This window comes from Caballeronia concitans (assembly GCF_001544615.1).
Taxonomy (GTDB): domain Bacteria; phylum Pseudomonadota; class Gammaproteobacteria; order Burkholderiales; family Burkholderiaceae; genus Caballeronia; species Caballeronia concitans.
This window is the reverse complement of sequence record NZ_FCNV02000004.1, coordinates 310,246-328,872: the sequence shown is the minus strand read 5'-3', so window position 1 is coordinate 328,872 and position 18,627 is coordinate 310,246. Positions and strand designations below refer to the sequence as shown.

The following is an 18,627-nucleotide window of genomic DNA, read 5'->3' as shown; positions in this document are numbered from 1 at the left end:
TATCAAGTTTCGACGAGCGCCGCCGTATACACGTGGATGAAGGGTCGCGGCCAAGATCGCCGCGTCCGTCCCCAAGCGCCAGGCTCGCCGCGGAGTCGTCAGTCACGACACGCGACACTCCCAGTGGCGAACGGGAATTCTCACGGACCCGTTTCCAGAGCCCATCCACGTAATGTATTCATTTCGCAAGACCGCGAGCCTGGCCTGCGCGGTGGCCGCGCTCGTCGCGCATTCACCGTTCGCGCTGGCCGACGATGTTCCGGACGCGCCCGAATTGCCGAAACTCCCGCTCACGGGCGGCAAGCTGCTGCTCACGGGCGGCGTATCCCAGATTGAAGGCGCGGCCGGCGGCGGCCTCGCGCCGTGGGCCGTGATCGGCGGATACGGCACCGCGAGCCAGCTCGGGGCGAACGTTCACGGCACCTATATCCACACGCAGGACTACGCGCTCGGCTCGTGGGGCTTGACCGTGGGCGTGGCAAACCGCGTCGAGTTATCGCTTGCGCGCCAGCGCTTCGATACGCGCGATGCCGGCGCGAAGCTCGGCCTCGGCGAAGGCTACGCGTTCAACCAGAACATCTTCGGGCTGAAAGTGCGGCTCATCGGCGACGCCGTGCTCGATCAGGACACGTGGATGCCGCAGATTGCCGCGGGCATCCAGTTCAAGCACAACGAAGAGGGCGGCGTGCTGAAGGCGATCGGCGCGGCGAGCAATTCGGGCACGGACTTCTATCTGTCCGCGACCAAGCTGCTGCTCGCGCAAAGCCTGCTGCTCAACGGCACGCTGCGCTTCACGAAGGCGAACCAGTTCGGCTTGCTCGGCTTCGGCGGCGACAAGTCGAACGCGTACAAGCCGGAGTTCGAGTCGTCGGTGGCGTACTTGCTGACGAAGAACATCGCGATCGGCGGCGAATATCGTACGAAGCCGGATAACCTTTCCTTTGCCCGCGAACAGGATGCGTACGACGCGTTCATCGCGTGGGCGCCCAACAAGCACGTCTCGTTGACGGCTGCGTATGTCGCGTTAGGCGACATCGCGACGATCAGGAATCAGCGCGGCCTCTACGTGTCCTTGCAGGCGGGGTTCTGATGATGACGACGACCATTCGGCACGCGGCGCTCGCCGTCATGCTCACCGCGTTCATGAGCGCGAACGCGCACGCGGAAGACAACGCGCTGTATCGCCAGTTCGGGGAGAAGGAAGGGCTTGCGCGCATCGTCGATGACATGTACGCCACCGTGATCGTCGATCCGCGTACCGCGCCGTACTTCGAGAACGCGCCGATCCGCCGCATCAAGCCGAAGCTCGTCGAGCAGTTGTGCGTGCTGCTCGACGGTCCGTGCGTCTACACCGGCCGCCCGATGAAGCGCACGCACGAAGGGCAGAACATCGACCGCGCGGCGTTCAATGCGCTCGTCGAAGACCTGCAGGCGGCGATGGACAAGAACGGCGTGCCGTTCCATGCGCAAAACAAGCTGCTCGCGAAACTCGCGCCGATGTACCGCGATGTGCAGGACCGTGAATGATGAAGCCCCTTCAGTTTTTCCTCGTGCCCTTTATGGCGCTTTTTGCATCGCTTGCGCAGGCGGCGAGCGTGCGCGTTCAGGTCGTCGATCAGGCGGGCGCGCCCGTGCCCGACGCCGTCGTCTACGCGATGCCCGTGACCGGCAAGCCGCCCGCGACGAAGCCCGCCGGCGCGATCATCGATCAGGTGAAGCGGCGCTTCGTGCCGCTCGTTTCGGTCGTGCAGACGGGCGCATCGGTGACGTTTCCGAACCGCGACAACATCGAGCATGACGTGTATTCGTTCTCGCCCGCGAAGCGCTTCGAGCTGAACCTGTATCACGGCATTCCGGCGAATCCCGTCGTGTTCGACAAGCCCGGCCTCGTCGTGATGGGCTGCAATATTCACGACGAAATGGTGTCGTATCTGCTGATCGTGGATACGCCTTGGTTCGCGAAGACCGATGCGAAGGGTGTGGCCGTCATCGACAACTTGCCCGCCGATGCGCTCAAGCTGACCGCCTGGCACTCCCGCCTCGGCGATCCGAATGCGCAGCCGACGCAGAAGATCACCGCCGCCGCCGATTCGTCGGCGAAGTTCGCGCTGCAACTCAAGGCCGCCGAATAGCATGCGCCTTCACAGCCTGCGTGCGCGCATCGCGCTCGTGTTCGTCGTTCTGATGCTCCTCGCGCAGGCTGCGGCTTACATCGTGATTAATTCAGTCATCCTGAAGAATGCGCACGAGAACGCGGAAGAGCAGTTGTCCGTGGCCGAGCGCGTCTTCGGGCAAGTGCTGCGCAGCAATAGCCAGCAGTTGACGCAGGCGGCGAGCGTGGCCGCGTCCGACTTCGGCTTTCGCGAGGCGGTCGCGACGCACGACAGCAAGACCGTCGCGTCCGCGTTGCAGAATCACGGCGACCGCATTCATGCAGATGCGGTGATGCTCGTCGATCTCGACGGCAAGCTGATCGCCGATACCGACGGCGCCGCGCACGAAGGCATGGCGTTCCCGTTCCCGCACCTCATACGCACGGTGGCGCAGAAGGGCGATGCGTCGTCGTTCGGCATGATCGGCGGCAAGGCGTATCAGCTCGTCGCGGTGCCGGTGAAGGCGCCGATCGTCATCGCGTGGGTCGTGATGGGCTTCGCTATCGACGACGTCCTCGCGCGCGAAATGAGTTCGCTCACATCGCTCGATGTGTCGTTCCTGACCGTGGACGAGCGCGACCGATGGGATGTCGTGGCAAGCTCGCTGCCCGAAGCGTCGCGCGTCAGGCTGAAGGATCAGGCGCAGCTCGCGGACGACGGTTACGCGACGCGCATGGTGCGTCTGCATTCGGAAGGGCGCACCGTGGCGGTGCTGCTCGATCGTTCGCTCAAAGAGGCGCTGGCGCCGTTTCGTCGATTGCAGTCGGCGCTTCTGCTCATCACGATGCTCGGCGTGATCGTGTCGATCGTCGGCAGCGTGCTGACGGCGCGCTCGGTCACGCGACCGCTCGCGGCGCTCGCGCAGTTCTCTCGGCGCGTCGGACATGGCGACTACAGCGGGCCTATCGAGATCCGGCATCAGGACGAGATCGGTGAACTCGCCAGCGCGTTCAATCAGATGCAGGAAGGCATTGTCGAACGCGAGAGCCGCATCACCGAGCTTGCGTATATGGACCGGCTCACGGGCTTGCCGAACCGCGCGCTCTTCAACGACCGCCTGCAACATGCGATCGTCGCCGCCAGCGGAAGCCGCCGCCCGCTCTCCGTGATGATGATGGACCTCGACCGCTTCAAGCTCGTGAACGACACGCTCGGGCATCCGATCGGCGACCTGCTGCTGTGCGAAGTCGCCGGGCGTTTGCGCGCGGCGCTGCATCGGCCGACGGATACGGTCGCGCGTTTGGGCGGCGACGAGTTCGCGGTGCTGCTGCCCGAAGGCGATCTCGCGGCGGCGCGCGTCGTGGCGGCGCGCATGCTGCGTGCGCTCGAAGAGCCGATCACCATCGAAGGGCAACTCGTCGATGTGGGCGCGAGCATCGGCATCGTGATATATCCGGAGCACGGCACGGACATGAACGTGCTGTTGCGCCGCGCCGATATCGCGATGTATGCGGCCAAGCGCGCGAACCTCGGCCACGCGCTCTACGACGCGCGGCACGATCACAACAGCGCCGAGCGTCTTTCGCTGATGGGCGAACTGCGGCAGGCCGTCGAGCACGATCAGCTCACGCTCTACTATCAGCCGAAGGTGGACCTGGCGACACATCGCGTGACGCATGTGGAAGCGCTCGTGCGCTGGGATCATCCGACGCGCGGCTTCGTCTCGCCCGACCAGTTCATTCCGTTCGCGGAGCAGACCGGCTATATCAAGACCATCACGCGCTGGGTCGCGGACAAGGCCCTCGCGCAATGCGCCGCGTGGCGGGCAGAGGGCATCGAACTCGCCGTTTCGGTGAACGTGTCGGCGCGCGAGCTGATTCTGTCCTCGTTGCCCGAGATGTTTCAGGGCCTGCTCGAGAAGCACGGCGTCGCGCCGGACCGCCTGTGGATAGAGATCACCGAAAGCGCGATCATGGACGACCCGAATCACGCGATCGAAACGCTCGACCGTCTGCACGCGCTCGGCATCCGCCTTTCCATCGACGACTTCGGCACCGGCTATTCATCGCTCTCGTATCTGAAGCGCATGCCGGTGGATGAGCTGAAGATCGACAAGTCGTTCGTGATGGGGATGACGCATCACAAGGACGACGAGACCATCGTGCGATCGACCATCGACCTCGGACACAACATGGGGCTGAAGGTGGTGGCGGAAGGCGTGGAGAACGAAGCGATGATGCAGCGCCTCAACGCGCTCGGGTGCGATCTCGCGCAGGGCTTTCATCTGAGCCGGCCGCTGCCGCCCGCGAAGCTCGCGCAATGGCTCATCGAGCAGTCCGCGCAAGCCGATGCATTCGCCGAGCCGTCGTTGCCCGCGTGACTTTCGACGCCCGCTGCCACTTTAGAATTTCATCTATGGATTTCTGCTAGTCCTATCGGGTATGTAGAAGTCGCTCGTTGGCGCGCGTCCATCGCCGCCAAGTCACTAATTTCCCTATCGGCACGAAGCCGGCTTTCGCCTTCGAACTGGGTTTTCGACATCGTTCTATATGACGGTGTCATGCGTCCGCCTTATCGTCTATACAAGTCACGAAGAAAACATACGCGATTGCAGCGTACTGAAGAGGCATCTCCATTCATGCCGCCGTGACGACGTGGCAGTGAATACTCATCGTCTTTCGCCTCACGCATCGCGGTGCGGCCGGGCCGGCGCTGAGACCTGCGACAGCCAGTTGATGAGGGGCCTCGCTGGGCCTGTCAGGAGATAAGAGATGCGACAGATCAAGGTTGCCATCGTCGATGACCATCCGCTCGTGCTTTGCGGACTCCGTAAGACGTTGGAAGACGCTGGTTTCGACGTATCGGGTGCAGTAACAAGCCCGAGTGAATTAATCAAAATGCTCGGTGCGTCCGAGTGCGATGTCGTCCTCACGGATTATTCCATGCCGGGCGACGAAGGGCTCGACGGCTGGCGCTTCCTCGCGTCGGTATCGAGCGAATTTCCGGACGTGCCTTTGCTCGTCTATAGCGAGTTCGACGATCCTTTCCTCGTAGGCAGCCTCGTTCAACGCGGCGTCTCGGGAATCGTGAGCAAGCGCGACGAGATGCATGAAGTGCTGGCGGCGGTGCGCGCGCTGGCAGACGGCGAACGCTATTTGTCGATGATCGCCCGGGCATCGCTTCAGGAATTCGGCGCGCTGCCCGCGTACCGGCGGTTCACGTCGCTCACGCGGCGGCAAATGGAAGTGACCGGCCTGATGCTGTGTGGATTGTCGGTATGTGAAACGGCTCGGTTGCTGCATCGGCGTGTCAATACCATCAGCGCGCAGCGCACGGAAGCGTGCAGGCGTCTCGGGTTCTCCGGGGAATCGGAGATGTACCGGTTCGCGGTAGGGCACGGGCTTTGGCTTGACCGGTCAGCTTCCGGAAACGAACTGCGGTCGGCTTGATATTCAGTTTCAGCGCGACGCGAGCAGCGGCTGATTTCATTGCTGCTGCTTGACGCGCTTCGATTTACCGCTCTACCAGCGCGGACTTACTGTTGGCGTTGCGTACGCCAACGTCGGATCAATAAGAAAAAATCTAAAAACGATGCATCTCGCCGGCTTAACGTCCGTCATCTCTCCTTCGACGGATCGGCATTCCAAACTCCTCAAATCGACGACCGCTGGATTAGAAGTTTTCTTATCTAATCGTTGCCGGCTCGTCACGATGACGCCACGTCACCACTGATTGTTCTGAATTTCACGGCGTTCATTTCGCATATCGGACCGTTTCGAACTTCGTCTATATCGACGCTGTATTTCGCTTTTTAGCATCCGACCCTGGATTCGAAAAGCTGTCCTGGCTGAAGGGTGATCGCGACGACGAACGTCATCGGCGCGCGAAGTCTTTCTGCAGAGCCAGGGCTTGTCAAGAGAAGACCGCAAAGGGCGTCGTCGAATCCAGGCGTGTCAAGGCCGTCGAGCCTTCCGCGCTGCTTCATGGAGATTGCGCTCCGGCGCGTCGGTTCCGCACTGAGCCATCAGTTCGGAATGTCTGTCATTTCTTCGCAGGTAAATTTCTAACGAATCAGAATAGATTTCGTCGCGTGTTTAGCAAGCGACTTGGAATGTTGGTCGCTGTTGCTGAAGACGTCGTCAGCCAGGGCAAGGCGCCCGGTGAAGGCTCGTCATCCGAAACAGGTGCTGTTGAAGGATTTCGCGTTGTTTCCGCGCTGACGGCGTTCGCCGCCGCCATGCTCGCGACGCAGCCCGGCGTCAGCTTCGCGCAAGCGCTGCCGACGGGCGGCCAGGTCACCGCCGGTCAGGCGTCGATCTCGCAGAACAGCAATACGATGACCATCAATCAGGGTAGCCAGCGCACCGTGATCGACTGGAACTCGTTCAACGTCGGCGCGGGCAACACGGTCCAGTTCAACCAGCCGAACGCGCAATCGCAGGCACTGAATCGTGTCTCGGGCGGCGGTGCATCGAATATTCAAGGTTCGCTGCTGGCTAACGGTCAGGTGCTGATCCAGAACGCCAACGGCGTGCTGTTCGGCAAGGGTTCGGTGGTGAACGTCGGCTCGCTGCTGGCGACGACAAAGGCCATCAATCCCGATGCGTTCATGGCCGGCGGCACGCTGCAACTGAACTCGACGGGCACGAATGCGAGCGTCGTGAACGACGGCTCGATTCAGGCACAGGGCTATGTGACGCTCGTCGGCGATCAAGTCCGTAACACGGGTTCGATCAACACGGCACAAGGCGGCCAGGTGGTGCTCGCCGCGGGCGATAGCGCGACGGTCGCGCTGCCGAACGGCCAGGGCATTCAGTTGACGCTGACCAACGCCACGGCTAACGCGCTGGTGGAAAACAGCGGCACGATCAAGGCCGATAACGGCTCGGTGCTGCTGACCGCACGCGGCACCAACACGCTGCTCAGCACGGTGGTGAATCTGTCGGGCGTGGTGCGCGCAGGCACGGTCGTGGCCGATGCCGGCAACACGGGCGATGTCGCCGTGACCGGCAAGATCGATGCATCGAACAATGCAGCAGGCGGCGTGGGCGGCACGGTGGTGTTGTCGGGCGATCGCGTGGGCGTGTTCGGCAACGCAAGCATCGACGCGAGCGGCGATGCGGCGGGCGGCAAGGTGATCATCGGTGGCGACAGCCTGAAGAAGCTGAACGGCACGTCGGCGGCTGGCATGCTGCAAGACGGTGTGCAGTTCGCGAACTACACGCAAGTAGACATGGGCGCGCGGATCAGCGCGGGCTCGGCTCATGGCAACGGCGGCTTCGTGGAAACGTCGGGCCATAGCCTCGACGTGCAAGGCGCGGTGAGCGCGGCGGCGCCGAACGGCAAGGCCGGCGAATGGCTGATCGATCCGACCAATGTGACGATCAGCGGAAACGCGGATTCGGGCTACAGCGGCGGCGTGACGAGCGGCTTCAGCGGCGGCTCGAACGACAGCGCGACGGTGAACAACGCGACCATCAGCAACGCGCTGAACGCGGGCACGGACGTGACGATCACGACGGCGAGTTCGGGTGCGGCGACGGGCACCATCACGCAGACGCAAGGCGCGGACATCGTGAAGAGCGGCGGCGCGGCGGCGACCCTGACGCTGGCGGCCAATGGGGACATCACGCTCGCGGGCAACATCACGTCGACATCGAACAAGCTGAACGTGAACCTGACGGCGGCCATGGGCAGCACCACTGGTCATGTCTGGCAGCAATCGAACAGCACCATCGATCTCAATGGCGGCAATCTGACGGTCAATGCCGATGCCACGGGCAAGTCGGACAACGGCGTCGCTTTGAACAACGTGCTGAATGTCGGCGGCGGGTCGATCAACGGTTTCGCCAGTATAGGCGACGGTGTCGTTATCAGCGGAAACTTCACGAAGGTCGGCAGCGGTACGCTGACCGTGAACGGATCATCGAACTCGTATGTCGGCGTTCGTTTCGGTGAGAATTCCAACTTGACGCAGACGGCCGGCCTGATGACGGTCGCGGGTACGTCCACAGAGGGATACGGTGTTCAATTCGGTACCTCTAGTTTCCAGGGTCTGGCGCATGTGAGTGTATTCAACAACGCGACCCTCGACGTGACCGGCACTAGCATGAACGCCGGCGGCGTGTCGGTCGGGTCCATCGGTTACCCGGTCAGCGCAGTCGCTGTGAACGTCACGGACAATGCCACTTTCAATATCCAAGGGACGTCCACGAATGGTCCCGGCGTTGGCTTCTGGAAGACCACGAACAATGTGAGCGGTCACGGGACGTTGAATATCACCGGCACCTCCGTTGCAGGCGAAGGCGTCGCGATCGATACACGCAATGGCGGCTACTGGCCCAATTTTGCCGCGTTTGACGTCACGAACAGCGGTACGCTGAAGGTGGGCATCGTGTTCAAGGGCAATCCGACGCATGAGAACGACAGCCAGCGCTCGCTGCCGTCGCTCGGCGTGCTGGACGATCTCGTCAAGCTCGGCGGCGTCGAGTTCTTCAGCCTGCAAAAAGGCGCGGGCGCCGACGAAGCCGCGCGCTACGGACAGCTTTATCGCAACTTCCATGACATCGGCCCCGGTCTCAACACGATGGCGGAAACCGCAAGCGCAATCGCGGCGCTCGATATCGTGCTGACGGTGGATACGTCCGTTGCGCACGTCGCCGGCGCGATGGGCAAGCCCGTGTGGCTCATGCTGCCTTCGTATGGCGACTGGCGCTGGCATTACACGCGCGAAGACAGTCCGTGGTATCCGACGATGCGGCTCTTCCGCCGCCGCTTCGGCTGCGACTGGTCGGAAGTCGTGGCGCGCCTTGCGGGCCATATGCGCCAGGCGGTCATGGAGAAGGCACAACGCGCGGTGACGGCGTAATTCGCGCAGCCTTACTCGATGTTCCCGTGCCGCTTTCATCGACGAACGGCTCGGGAACGTTTCGCGGAAAGAATTGTTTTCCCATGCGCGATTTGGGTTTCGCTTTTTAGTTTTTTATGAGCAGGAGTTCGTGTTTGCAGGATTTCCCGCATTCGAGAAGGAGTTCGTCCGGTGACGCTAATCAAATTCCGTTTATATCCCTAAAAGCATGCTGAAAGGCATAATTCAGTTAGCCTAAGCGGTTAAATGTGTCACCTGAAGACCACATCAGCCATGACTCGCGTTTAAAACTCATGCGCGCGGGCTGCTCATGCCAAACGGCTTTTTGACCGCCCTTAGGGCGGCTTTTTCGTGGAGAGCACCAACGGCAGGAGGGAAAGGCGGCGGCGATCGCGCAGGCAGACGCTTATAGACGTTCTTCGATATATCGGTCCTGATGTGACGACTAACATCGGGCAGTCGAAGCTAACGGACTCATTTCCGCGTCGCGGTCGACTGCTGTTCGAGTCTTCGTTCCCGCATTAATTGCAATGCGCTTCTGCAGACAGGCAGCCGCGAGAGGCGCTTGTCATCATCTTTCGGGTGCCTAGTATGTCTTTGTTCCGTTCTGTACGCCAGGCCGTTCAGCAATCACCGGAATCCTTGGGAATCGCTTCGCTCGTGCTGGTGCCGGTGTTCTTCGCGATGTCTTTCATCATCCTCGCGGCTTTCGCGGTGGGACTGTCGCGGTCGTGCATCGTGCTGGCTGTTTCCATCGCGTTCGTCGCATGTATGTTATTAGTCACTTGCATCCTGTTCACGCAGAGCAATCGCTACAAGACAGCCCGGGACCGGTGCGCGATGTCCATGCCGCTTCATGAGTTCGGACAGACGAAGGCTTATTGCAGAGACATTGATGACAACGACGCCTCGCGCAATGAGATGCAGATGCAATGCAACCTGTGCCGCAGCGAAGGAGGGCCGCTGTGTCTGGGCGGCTCCACGAGTAGAACCTATTGTGAAGACCGGAATGAAAAGAGTTCTTGACCAGGGCGCCCGGCGGGCATATTCAAAAGCGCTGCAGTTAGTCTTTCAAGGCAATCCGTCCTATCCTAGAATAAATTCTGGCTATCTCTATGCGTGCGGGAGACGTGCTGATGAGCCGGTCCGTTCGTCGATTGCTTTTTCCGCAGCAAGCCGCGCTTCTGTTTCGTCTTCCGGTGCGGACATCGAAGGCTCGAGCGACGGCGTATCCATGAAAGGGCAAATCCGCACTGTTCGCGTGGTGCTGGCCGATGACCACCCCATCGTTCTTCTGGCTGTTTCCGACCAGTTCTCCAAGCTCCCCGGCTATGAAATCATCGCGACGGTAAATTCGGGCGCGGAGTTGATTCGCGTGCTCGAAAAGGAACCGGCCGATCTCGTCATCACCGATCTCGTCATGCAAGGCGACGAAGAAATCGAACTCGACGGCCTGCGCCTCGTGAGCCGGCTGCGCCGGTCGTATCCGCGCGTGCCGCTCGTGATTCTCACCATGATGACGAGCGGCGGCATGTTCCATGAGTTGTGCAAGCTCGGCGTCGCGGCCATCGTGAGCAAGGAAGAGCCGGCGAGCGAACTCGCGCAGATCAGCATGCGTGCGCTCGCAACGAAGGAAACCATCATTTCGCCCAAGATTCAACTTCGTCTCGCGCGTGAAGGGGCGACCTCGAAGGATCTCGCACGCGAACAGCCGCTTTCGCCGCGCGAGCTGGAAGTCGTGCGCCTCTTCGCACAAGGGCTTTCGGTGACGGAAATTGCGCGCACGCTGAACCGGTCGGTGCCGACGGTCGCCACGCAGAAGCGCTCGGCCATGCGCAAGCTGCACGTGGAGAACCACGTGGACCTCGTCAAATACGCTGCCAAGACAGGTCTCGCCTGATGGAGCGTTTCTTCGCCGCATCGCAGAATTCTCCTCTGCAGATGCTGCGGATGCTGGAGAACAACCTCAAACGGGAACGGCGCATCTTCGCGATGGCGGTCGGTCTCCTGATCTTCGTCGCGATCTGCGCGGCCGCCGCCACGGCGGTCTTCATGTTCAGTTCCGTGCTGAGATCCGAGCAGGAGCTGGTGCAGTCAGCGATGCGCGGCGTGAACATCTCCATCTTCAGCCGCTACAACATGCTCAATACCGGCGCTGCGCTGCTCGAAGCGGGCGCGGGTCCGTCGAAGGCCAACGAAGCGGGCGTGAGCGGCAAGCCTGCTTGCCAGCCTTATCCCGTCGATCGCCAAGACCCGGTGCTTCTTGCCGCGTGCAATGCGGCGCGGCAAATGATCCCGGAAGAATCCACGCCGCCCATCCTGCAGTACGTATCCTTCGATGGCAGCGTGTCCCACGGCTTCTCCTTCTTCGTCAATGTCGACGACAAGGTCCCTCCGGAACAAAGACTGGCCGCACTCGCCGGCTTTGCGAAGATCTACATGAACACGCACGGCATCAAGCCGCTCGACGCGGCGCACGCGCGGCGGGTCATGTGGTTCGTCGCGCCACCATCGATCGGTTTCGGGAAGCCGACGATCATCATGTTCATGGTGGTCGCGCGCGACGACACGCCCGTGGGATTCGTCTTCACGCGCATCCTTCTGGACCGCGCGCTGCGCTACGTGACGGCGGAATCGCTCGGATCGCAGATCGCGATCTTCGGTGAAGATGGCCATGTTCTCGGCGGCGACGACACCGAATACACCCGGTATGTCAATCGGAGCCTCGCAAGCGCGCAACCCGGCGCTTTCCACTGGCTGCCCGGCCGTGGATGGGGCGCGCGGCTGGACCCGCTCGCGCTGGGCGTCGGACACATCATTGCCGCGCTGCCCTTGAACAAGGAGCTGGCGGTAAAGCGCGTCGATCTGTCGATCATCGTGCTCGTGACCGGCGTGCTTGTCGCCATGCTGCTCGCGATGTATCGCTACTGGAACTTCCGTTTCCTCACGCCGAACTATGAGCAGGCGCGCCGCGCGGTGGAGCGCGAGATTCTCAATCACCTGCTCGTGCACGCGACGCCGGTGGGCCTCTGCATTGCTTTGCGCACGGACTTCGGCGTCATCGCTGCGAATCAGGTCGCGAGTTCGATGCTCGGGCTCTCCGATGCATCCATGCGCTTGCCCGCCGGACTGTGCGAGGCGCTCGAAGCGAACGGCATCGCGCCGGCGGACAAGGGCCATGAGACGCTGATCCGGCAGCTTCAATATTCGCTCGCCAAGCCAGACGACGGCGTGCTGCATCTCAAGATCTCGTACGCGTCGGCGGTGGTGAACAACACGGATGTCCTGTTCTGCGCGATCGCCGACATCAGCGAGCATCACGAAGTCGAACGCCTGCTGCGCGCGGCCAAGGACACGAGCGATGCCGCCGCCAAGGCGAAGCTGAGCTTCTTCGCTTCGATGAGCCACGAGATCCGCACGCCGTTATCGTCGCTCGTCGGCAATCTGGAACTCGTCGCGCTCGGGCCGCTCGCCGCCGAGCAGGAGGCGCGCGTCCATGCGATGCAGGCATCAGCGAACGCGCTGCTGCAAGTCGTGAACGATGTCCTCGATTTTTCGAAGATGGATATCGGCGAAATGCGGCTTTTCCAGGAGTGGGGCTCGATACACGATCTCGTCGTGCGCGTGATGATCGCGCATGCGCCGCTCGCGAACCGGCAGGGATTGCGGCTCTTCGTCGTGATCGACCGGTCCTGTCCCGCGAAACTGCTCTTCGATCCCATCCGCGTCTCGCAGATTCTCAACAACCTGCTCGGCAACGCGCTCAAGTTCACGTATTCGGGCAAGGTCGTCGTGCGTGCGCGCTGGGTCGATGGCGCGCTGGAGCTGAGCGTCGCGGATTCGGGCATCGGCATTCCGGAGTCGCAGCGCGAGACGCTCTTTCAGCCGTTCATTCAGGGCGAGGCGCATCGCCTGACGCAATCGCGCGGCACGGGCTCGGACTGTCCATCTGCGTGCGGCTTTGCCAGTTGATGAAAGGCCGCATTTCGCTCGACAGCACCGAGGGCGTCGGCACGCGCATTCAGGTGTCGTTGCCGCTCGCCGTCGATGCACCAGGCGCTGCCAGCGATGCCTTCATGCTCGGCGGCAGGCCGGCCATCCTCTGCCGCGCGAGCGAGTATCGCGAATGGTTCGAGAATCTCTACGATCCGGATCGCAGCGTGCTCACGTTTCTTTCGCAGGCGAGCATGGCATCGACGGACGGCTGCGACTACCTGATCGCCACCGACGAATTCACCGAGCAGGAAATCGAATCGATCTGGACCGATCAGACGCGCATGATCCGCATGACGCAGGACGGGCCGCTCGTTCCGGTGCATTGGGGCGACGGCGTGCTCGAAGTGAGCATTTTCAGCGTGAAGGGATTCATGGATGCGGTCGGCATCATCGAGGGACGCGAGCGCGCGACGGCGCGGCCGGACGCGGCCAGCGCGCCCGCCATGCAGGCCGCGGCGAAGTCAGGGCCGACGGTCGTCATCGCGGAAGACAACCGCCTCAATCGCGGGCTGCTGCGCGATCAGTTGCTGACGCTCGGCGCGACCGTGCTCGAAGCCGCCGATGGCGAGGAGGCGCTGGAACTGCTGCGCAAGAATCGCGTGGATATCGTTCTGACCGACATGGACATGCCGAAGATGTCGGGCGCCGAGTTGCTCGCGGCAGCGCGTGCGCGCGACCCGTCGATGCGTATCTATGCCGTCAGCGCGAGCGCCAGCACGCAGGACGTGGAAGCCGGCCGCGCGCGCGGCTTCACCGACTATCTGACGAAGCCGCTGCCGCTTTCGGTCCTGGCCGGCGTGCTGCAGGCCGCGAGCGCGAAGGAAGCAGGCGCCGCTTCGGACGCGAACCCGCGCGCCGCCGACGCTGCGGACGAAAACATGCCGTCCCGCTTCCCGACGGTTCCCGCCGCGTATAGGCACGATCTCCTCCCGCAGATCGATGAAGACATCGCCGCGCTCGACGGCATCTGCCGCGCGAAGGACATGGAGCAACTGCGCGGCTGGGCGCACAAGCTGGCGGGCGGCCTCGCGGTGCTCGGTCCTTCGATGATGTACGACCAGTGCGAGGAATTGCGCACGGTGCTGAGAGAATCGGAAGAGTGGGAGGAGGACGTCGATACCTTCACCGCGCTGCTGCGCGTCGACCTGATCGACCTTCGCGACATGCTGCACGCCGCGCAGGAGACGCAGTACAAATAGCGGCGGGGCGCGGGCCGCGAGAAGGAGCCCGGGGCGAAGCTATTGTCATGGCGCGCCGTGGACTGCAGAATCTGTCGATTACCTGGCCTGCAGCATCCACATTCAAGGACCCACCATGGCAAAGATTCTGACGCTGCACGGCGTCAACCTCAACATGTTCGGCAAGCGCGATCCCAAGCAATACGGCACCGCGACGCTCGCGCAGATCGACGAGCAGCTGGGCGCGCTCGGCAAGGAACTGGGCGTGGAAGTGGAGTGCTATCAGACGAACATCGAAGGCGAGATGTGCGCGCGCATCCATCAGGCGTTCACCGAAAAGGTCGATGCCGTCGTCATCAACGCGGGTGCGTGGACGCATTACAGCATTGCCATTCGCGACGCGCTCGCCATTCTGACGGTGCCCATCGTCGAGGTGCACATGTCGAACGTTCATGCGCGGGAGCCGTTCCGCCACGTCTCGGTATTCGCCGAAGTCGTGAAGGGCCAGATCTGCGGCTTCGGCGTGGACAGCTATCTTCTCGGCTTGCGCGCGGCGGCATCCGCGATTCAGTAACCCGGCGATGCGTCGCGCAAGCGGCGCTTACGAAGCGCGGCTGACTTCCTTCGCGGCGCCGGCGACGTTCGAGCTCGCGCGCTCGCGGATCTGCACGGCGCGCGCCGGCTTCTTGTCCTGCACGGTCGCGCCACGGATGAACAGCACCGCGAAAATCGCGCAAACCGTCCACACAACCCCGATGATGGTCAAGTAGTTCATTTCGTTCTTCCTGGTCCGATGCGTTTTGCTTGATGTCTTAGCTTTGCGATGCAGGCATGGCGAGCAACTGGCCGATCAGCCGTTGCGCGAGCGCGTGTTGCTCGGCGAGGGAATCGGCTGCGTCGAAGTCGGGGCGGGCGGTCATTTCGCCCGCGAGGCGCAGCACGTTGTCCGATGCCGCCTGAAGCTGCGCCAACAGTTCCGCTTCGGACGCGGCAGCGCCGATATGCGCCTGGGCAGTCAGATTGGCGACGTGATGCGGCGTGGCGTTGTGTTGCATCGTCTGGAACATGGCGCTTCCCCGTTTGAGTGGATGAACGGATTTTGCGCGCGGGGTCCCCGACTCAATTCCCCGAAAAAGCCCCGATTTGGGCGTCAATTCCCGCTCTTGACCGCATCGACGCGCCGCCGACCTGCCGGAACGGGCGAAAACGTCCACGCGACAAGGCTTTGCGCTCGGCGGGACGGTAAAATCCCAGACTTTGGTCCGGGCGGAACGGGAAGCGAAGCGGTGTTTTGCGGGGCGCGATGAACGCGTCGCGCAAAAAAACAACACTTCGTGCGTTTTGAAAGACGGTGCGGCGGCGGGCGTCGCGGCGACGCGCGGACCGTGCAGTAAAGGCAGGCATCGAAATGGTTTCAGGCAATACCCACGTGACGGCAACCCAGCCCGAAGCAGAATCGCTCAGGCGCGGACTCAAGAGCCGCCACATCCAGCTGATCGCACTCGGCGGCGCGATCGGCACCGGACTCTTTCTCGGCGTCGCGCAGACGATCAAGCTCGCCGGGCCATCGGCGCTGCTCGGCTACGCGATCGCCGGGCTCATGGCGTTTTTCATCATGCGGCAACTGGGCGAGATGGTCGTCGACGAACCCGTCGCCGGCTCGTTCAGCTACTTCGCCGATAAATACTGGGGCCGCGCGGCGGGCTTCGTCTCGGGCTGGAACTACTGGGCCATCTATATTCTCGTCGGCATGGCGGAACTGTCGGCGGTCGGCATCTACATGCAGTACTGGTGGCCGGGCTTGCCGACATGGATATCGGCGCTCGCGTGCTTCGTCATCGTCAACGCGATCAACCTCACGAGCGTGAAGTCGTACGGCGAACTCGAATTCTGGTTCGCGCTCGTCAAGGTCGCGGCGATCGTCGGCATGATTCTCTTCGGCGGCTATCTGCTGATATCCGGCCACGCGGGGCCGCAAGCCAGCGTCACGAACCTGTGGAAGCTCGGCGGCTTCTTTCCTTATGGCGTGAGCGGACTCGTCATGTCGATGGCCGTCATCATGTTCTCGTTCGGCGGGCTGGAACTCGTCGGCATCACGGCGGCGGAGGCGGAAGATCCGTCGCGCAGCATTCCGCGCGCGACGAATCAGGTCATCTACCGCATCCTCATTTTTTATATCGGCGCGCTCGGCGTGCTGCTGTCGCTGTATCCGTGGGACAAGGTGGCGACGGGCGGCAGCCCCTTCGTGCTCATCTTCCGCGAGATGAACAGCACGTACATCGCGAACGTGCTCAATGTGATCGTGCTGACCGCCGCGCTGTCGGTCTACAACAGCGGCGTCTATGCGAGCAGCCGCATGCTGTACGGTCTCGCGCAACAGGGCAACGCACCGCGCGCATTGGGCGGCGCGAACCGGCGCGGCATTCCGCTCGCCGCGCTTTTCGTTTCGGCCGTCGTCACGGGCGCGTGCGTGCTCATCAATTACTTCGTTCCCGGCCGCGCGTTCGAACTGCTGATGGAGCTTGCGGTGACGGCGCTCATCATCAACTGGGCGATGATCAGCATCATTCACCTCAAGTTCCGCCGCGACAAGCGCGAGCGCGGCGTGACCACGTCGTTCAGAAGCCTCGGCTATCCGCTCACCAACTACCTTTGCCTGGCGTTCGTCGCGGGCATCGTGTGGGTGATGTACGAAACGCCCGAGCTGCGCCTGTCCGTGTACCTGATCCCCCTCTGGCTCGTGGTTCTAGGAATCGGCTACTATCTCAAAAGTCGGGGCGATGACACGGGCGATACTCGCCGCGTGCCGTCCCGGTGATTCTTCCTCCTGCTTATCGCCTGATTCCGACACCATGTTCGAACATATCGATGCCTACCCCGGCGACCCGATCCTCTCGCTGAACGAAAACTTCCAGAAGGACCCGCGCACGAACAAGGTCAATCTGAGCATCGGCATCTACTTCGACGACGCCGGCCGCCTGCCCGTGATGCAGGCCGTGCGCGAAGCGGAACTTTCGATTCTGAAGGACCTCGGCCCGAAGCCGTATCTGCCGATGGCCGGTTTCGCGCATTATCGCGACGCCGTGCAGGCGCTCGTGTTCGGCGCGGATTGCCCGGCGCGCGCGCAGGGCCGCATCGCGAGCGTGCAGACGCTCGGCGGATCGGGCGCGCTGAAAGTGGGCGCGGATTTCATCAAGCGCTACTTTCCGGCTTCGAAAGTATGGGTGAGCGATCCGACGTGGGAGAACCATCGCTTCATCTTCGAGCGCGCGGGCTTCGAAGTGAACACGTATCCCTATTACGACGAAGCCACCGGCGGCCTGCGTTTCGATGCGATGCTCGGAGCCATCGACGCGTTGCCCGCGAAGAGCGTCGTGCTGCTGCATGCGTGCTGTCATAACCCGACGGGCGTCGATCTGGACGAAGCGCAATGGGTGAAAATCATCGACGTGCTGAAAGCGCGCGATCTGCTGCCGTTCGTCGACATGGCGTATCAGGGCTTCGGCTCGGGCCTCGATGAAGACGCGTTCGCCGTGCGCGAGCTTGCGCGCCGTGGCGTGCCGGCTTTCGTCGCGAATTCGTTCTCGAAGAATTTCTCGCTGTATGGCGAGCGTTGCGGCGGCCTGCACGTGCTTTGCGACGATGCCGCCGAAGCCGATCGCGTGCTCGGCCAGTTGACGAGCGCGGTGCGCGCGAACTACAGCAATCCGCCGACGCATGGCGCGAAGATCGTGACCAAGGTGCTGACGACGCCCGAGCTTGCGCAATCGTGGCGCGAAGAACTGGCGGCGATGTGTCAGCGCATTGCGCGCATGCGCCAGGCCATTCACGACGGCCTGAAGGACCACGTGCGCGGCGAAATGCTCACGCGCTATGTCAAGCAGCGCGGCATGTTCACGTACACGGGTCTCGTCGCGGAACAGGCGGATCGGCTGAAAGAGGAATTCGGCGTGTATATCCTGCGCTCGGGGCGCATGTGCGTGGCGGGCCTCAACGACAGCAACGTGCAGACGGTCGCCGATGCGATCGGCAAGGTGCTCGCGAAGTAACGCCACGCACTTCGCGCTTTACGTCTGCTTTACGTCATAACGCGGGACACGACAGCACTTGCTGCGGCGGCAGCGTGCCCGGTCCCGCGTCCACCTTCGCACCGCGCGGCGGCGTGGAAACGAGACGCACGCTGTTTTCTCCCGCATTCGCGAGCACGTATTGCTCCGGGCTTCCGTCCGGCTGCCAGTACACGCGATACACCGCGCCATCCCGATACACATGCAGCGCGCCGTGCACGGCCTTGTCGCCTTGCCTGAGGTCGGCGCGCTCGCCTTCGCGCAACGTCAGCGCATTGCCCGACGCGCCTTGCAGCACGCCGCATGCGGCATCGTCGGCGTGGGCGTGCGCGCACGCGATCACGGCTGCGAAGAGCAGCGCGCGGCGGAATGTCGGCGTCTTCATCGGCTCGTATCTCCCAATGGATCTTTGCGCAAACGAGAGC

16 protein-coding genes are annotated in these 18,627 nt (G+C 62.6%); 13 read left to right on the top strand and 3 right to left on the bottom strand.

The genetic code is table 11. The features are described 5' to 3' along the window. The first annotated feature begins 172 nt into the window (after nt 1–172). From AWB72_RS13785 to aroQ, 11 genes are all read left to right on the top strand, one after another. Nucleotides 173–1,090 (top strand): DUF3034 family protein, encoded by a 918-nt coding sequence (locus AWB72_RS13785; RefSeq protein WP_084593088.1) that lies wholly within the window; start codon nt 173–175, stop codon nt 1,088–1,090. After that, nucleotides 1,090–1,527 carry a group I truncated hemoglobin gene (locus AWB72_RS13780; RefSeq protein ID WP_052450077.1) on the top strand — a complete coding sequence of 146 codons (438 nt, stop codon included), beginning with the start codon at nt 1,090–1,092 and terminating at the stop codon, nt 1,525–1,527. Before AWB72_RS13785 ends, AWB72_RS13780 begins: the two co-directional genes overlap by 1 nt. Continuing rightward, nucleotides 1,524–2,132, top strand: coding sequence for a methylamine utilization protein (locus AWB72_RS13775; RefSeq protein WP_244285619.1), 609 nt, complete (start codon nt 1,524–1,526; stop codon nt 2,130–2,132). Before AWB72_RS13780 ends, AWB72_RS13775 begins: the two co-directional genes overlap by 4 nt. Nucleotide 2,133: 1 nt before the next feature. Further along, nucleotides 2,134–4,473 (top strand): putative bifunctional diguanylate cyclase/phosphodiesterase, encoded by a 2,340-nt coding sequence (locus AWB72_RS13770; protein WP_052450076.1) that lies wholly within the window; start codon nt 2,134–2,136, stop codon nt 4,471–4,473. Nucleotides 4,474–4,864: 391 nt separating this feature from the next. Then, nucleotides 4,865–5,542 (top strand): response regulator transcription factor, encoded by a 678-nt coding sequence (locus AWB72_RS13765; protein ID WP_084593086.1) that lies wholly within the window; start codon nt 4,865–4,867, stop codon nt 5,540–5,542. 662 nt (nt 5,543–6,204) lie between these two features. Then, complete coding sequence (locus AWB72_RS13760) at nt 6,205–8,961, top strand: two-partner secretion domain-containing protein (RefSeq protein WP_040052590.1); 2,757 nt, start codon at nt 6,205–6,207, stop codon at nt 8,959–8,961. A gap of 591 nt (nt 8,962–9,552) precedes the next feature. After that, nucleotides 9,553–9,987 (top strand): hypothetical protein, encoded by a 435-nt coding sequence (locus AWB72_RS13755; protein WP_040052589.1) that lies wholly within the window; start codon nt 9,553–9,555, stop codon nt 9,985–9,987. 208 nt (nt 9,988–10,195) lie between these two features. Continuing rightward, a complete protein-coding gene (locus AWB72_RS13750) occupies nt 10,196–10,861 on the top strand; it encodes a response regulator (RefSeq protein ID WP_244285618.1) in 666 nt (221 codons plus the stop codon). Then, nucleotides 10,861–12,933, top strand: a complete 2,073-nt coding sequence (locus AWB72_RS13745; RefSeq protein ID WP_052450075.1) for a sensor histidine kinase — start codon at nt 10,861–10,863, stop codon at nt 12,931–12,933. Before AWB72_RS13750 ends, AWB72_RS13745 begins: the two co-directional genes overlap by 1 nt. After that, complete coding sequence (locus AWB72_RS13740; protein ID WP_052450074.1) at nt 12,933–14,156, top strand: response regulator; 1,224 nt, start codon at nt 12,933–12,935, stop codon at nt 14,154–14,156. Before AWB72_RS13745 ends, AWB72_RS13740 begins: the two co-directional genes overlap by 1 nt. 115 nt (nt 14,157–14,271) lie before the next feature. Beyond that, a complete protein-coding gene (aroQ, locus tag AWB72_RS13735) occupies nt 14,272–14,709 on the top strand; it encodes a type II 3-dehydroquinate dehydratase (RefSeq protein WP_040052587.1) in 438 nt (145 codons plus the stop codon). Nucleotides 14,710–14,736: 27 nt separating this feature from the next. On the opposite strand, the gene AWB72_RS28900 is transcribed toward aroQ, so the two are convergent. Both AWB72_RS28900 and AWB72_RS13730 read right to left on the bottom strand, forming a co-directional pair. Beyond that, on the bottom strand, nt 14,737–14,910 hold the full coding sequence (locus AWB72_RS28900) for a hypothetical protein (protein ID WP_159459365.1): 174 nt from the start codon (nt 14,908–14,910) through the stop codon (nt 14,737–14,739). A gap of 37 nt (nt 14,911–14,947) precedes the next feature. Next, nucleotides 14,948–15,202: a hypothetical protein gene (locus AWB72_RS13730; RefSeq protein ID WP_040052586.1), complete on the bottom strand. Its 255-nt coding sequence runs from the start codon at nt 15,200–15,202 to the stop codon at nt 14,948–14,950. 341 nt (nt 15,203–15,543) lie between these two features. Here AWB72_RS13730 and AWB72_RS13725 point away from each other — a divergent pair, with 341 nt between their 5' ends. After that, nucleotides 15,544–16,953 carry an amino acid permease gene (locus AWB72_RS13725; protein ID WP_040052585.1) on the top strand — a complete coding sequence of 470 codons (1,410 nt, stop codon included), beginning with the start codon at nt 15,544–15,546 and terminating at the stop codon, nt 16,951–16,953. Between the two features lie 34 nt (nt 16,954–16,987). Continuing rightward, nucleotides 16,988–18,184: an amino acid aminotransferase gene (locus AWB72_RS13720; RefSeq protein ID WP_040052584.1), complete on the top strand. Its 1,197-nt coding sequence runs from the start codon at nt 16,988–16,990 to the stop codon at nt 18,182–18,184. 34 nt (nt 18,185–18,218) lie between these two features. Here AWB72_RS13720 and AWB72_RS13715 read toward each other — a convergent pair whose 3' ends face one another. Further along, nucleotides 18,219–18,587: a hypothetical protein gene (locus AWB72_RS13715; protein ID WP_208863139.1), complete on the bottom strand. Its 369-nt coding sequence runs from the start codon at nt 18,585–18,587 to the stop codon at nt 18,219–18,221. Nucleotides 18,588–18,627 lie beyond the last annotated feature (40 nt).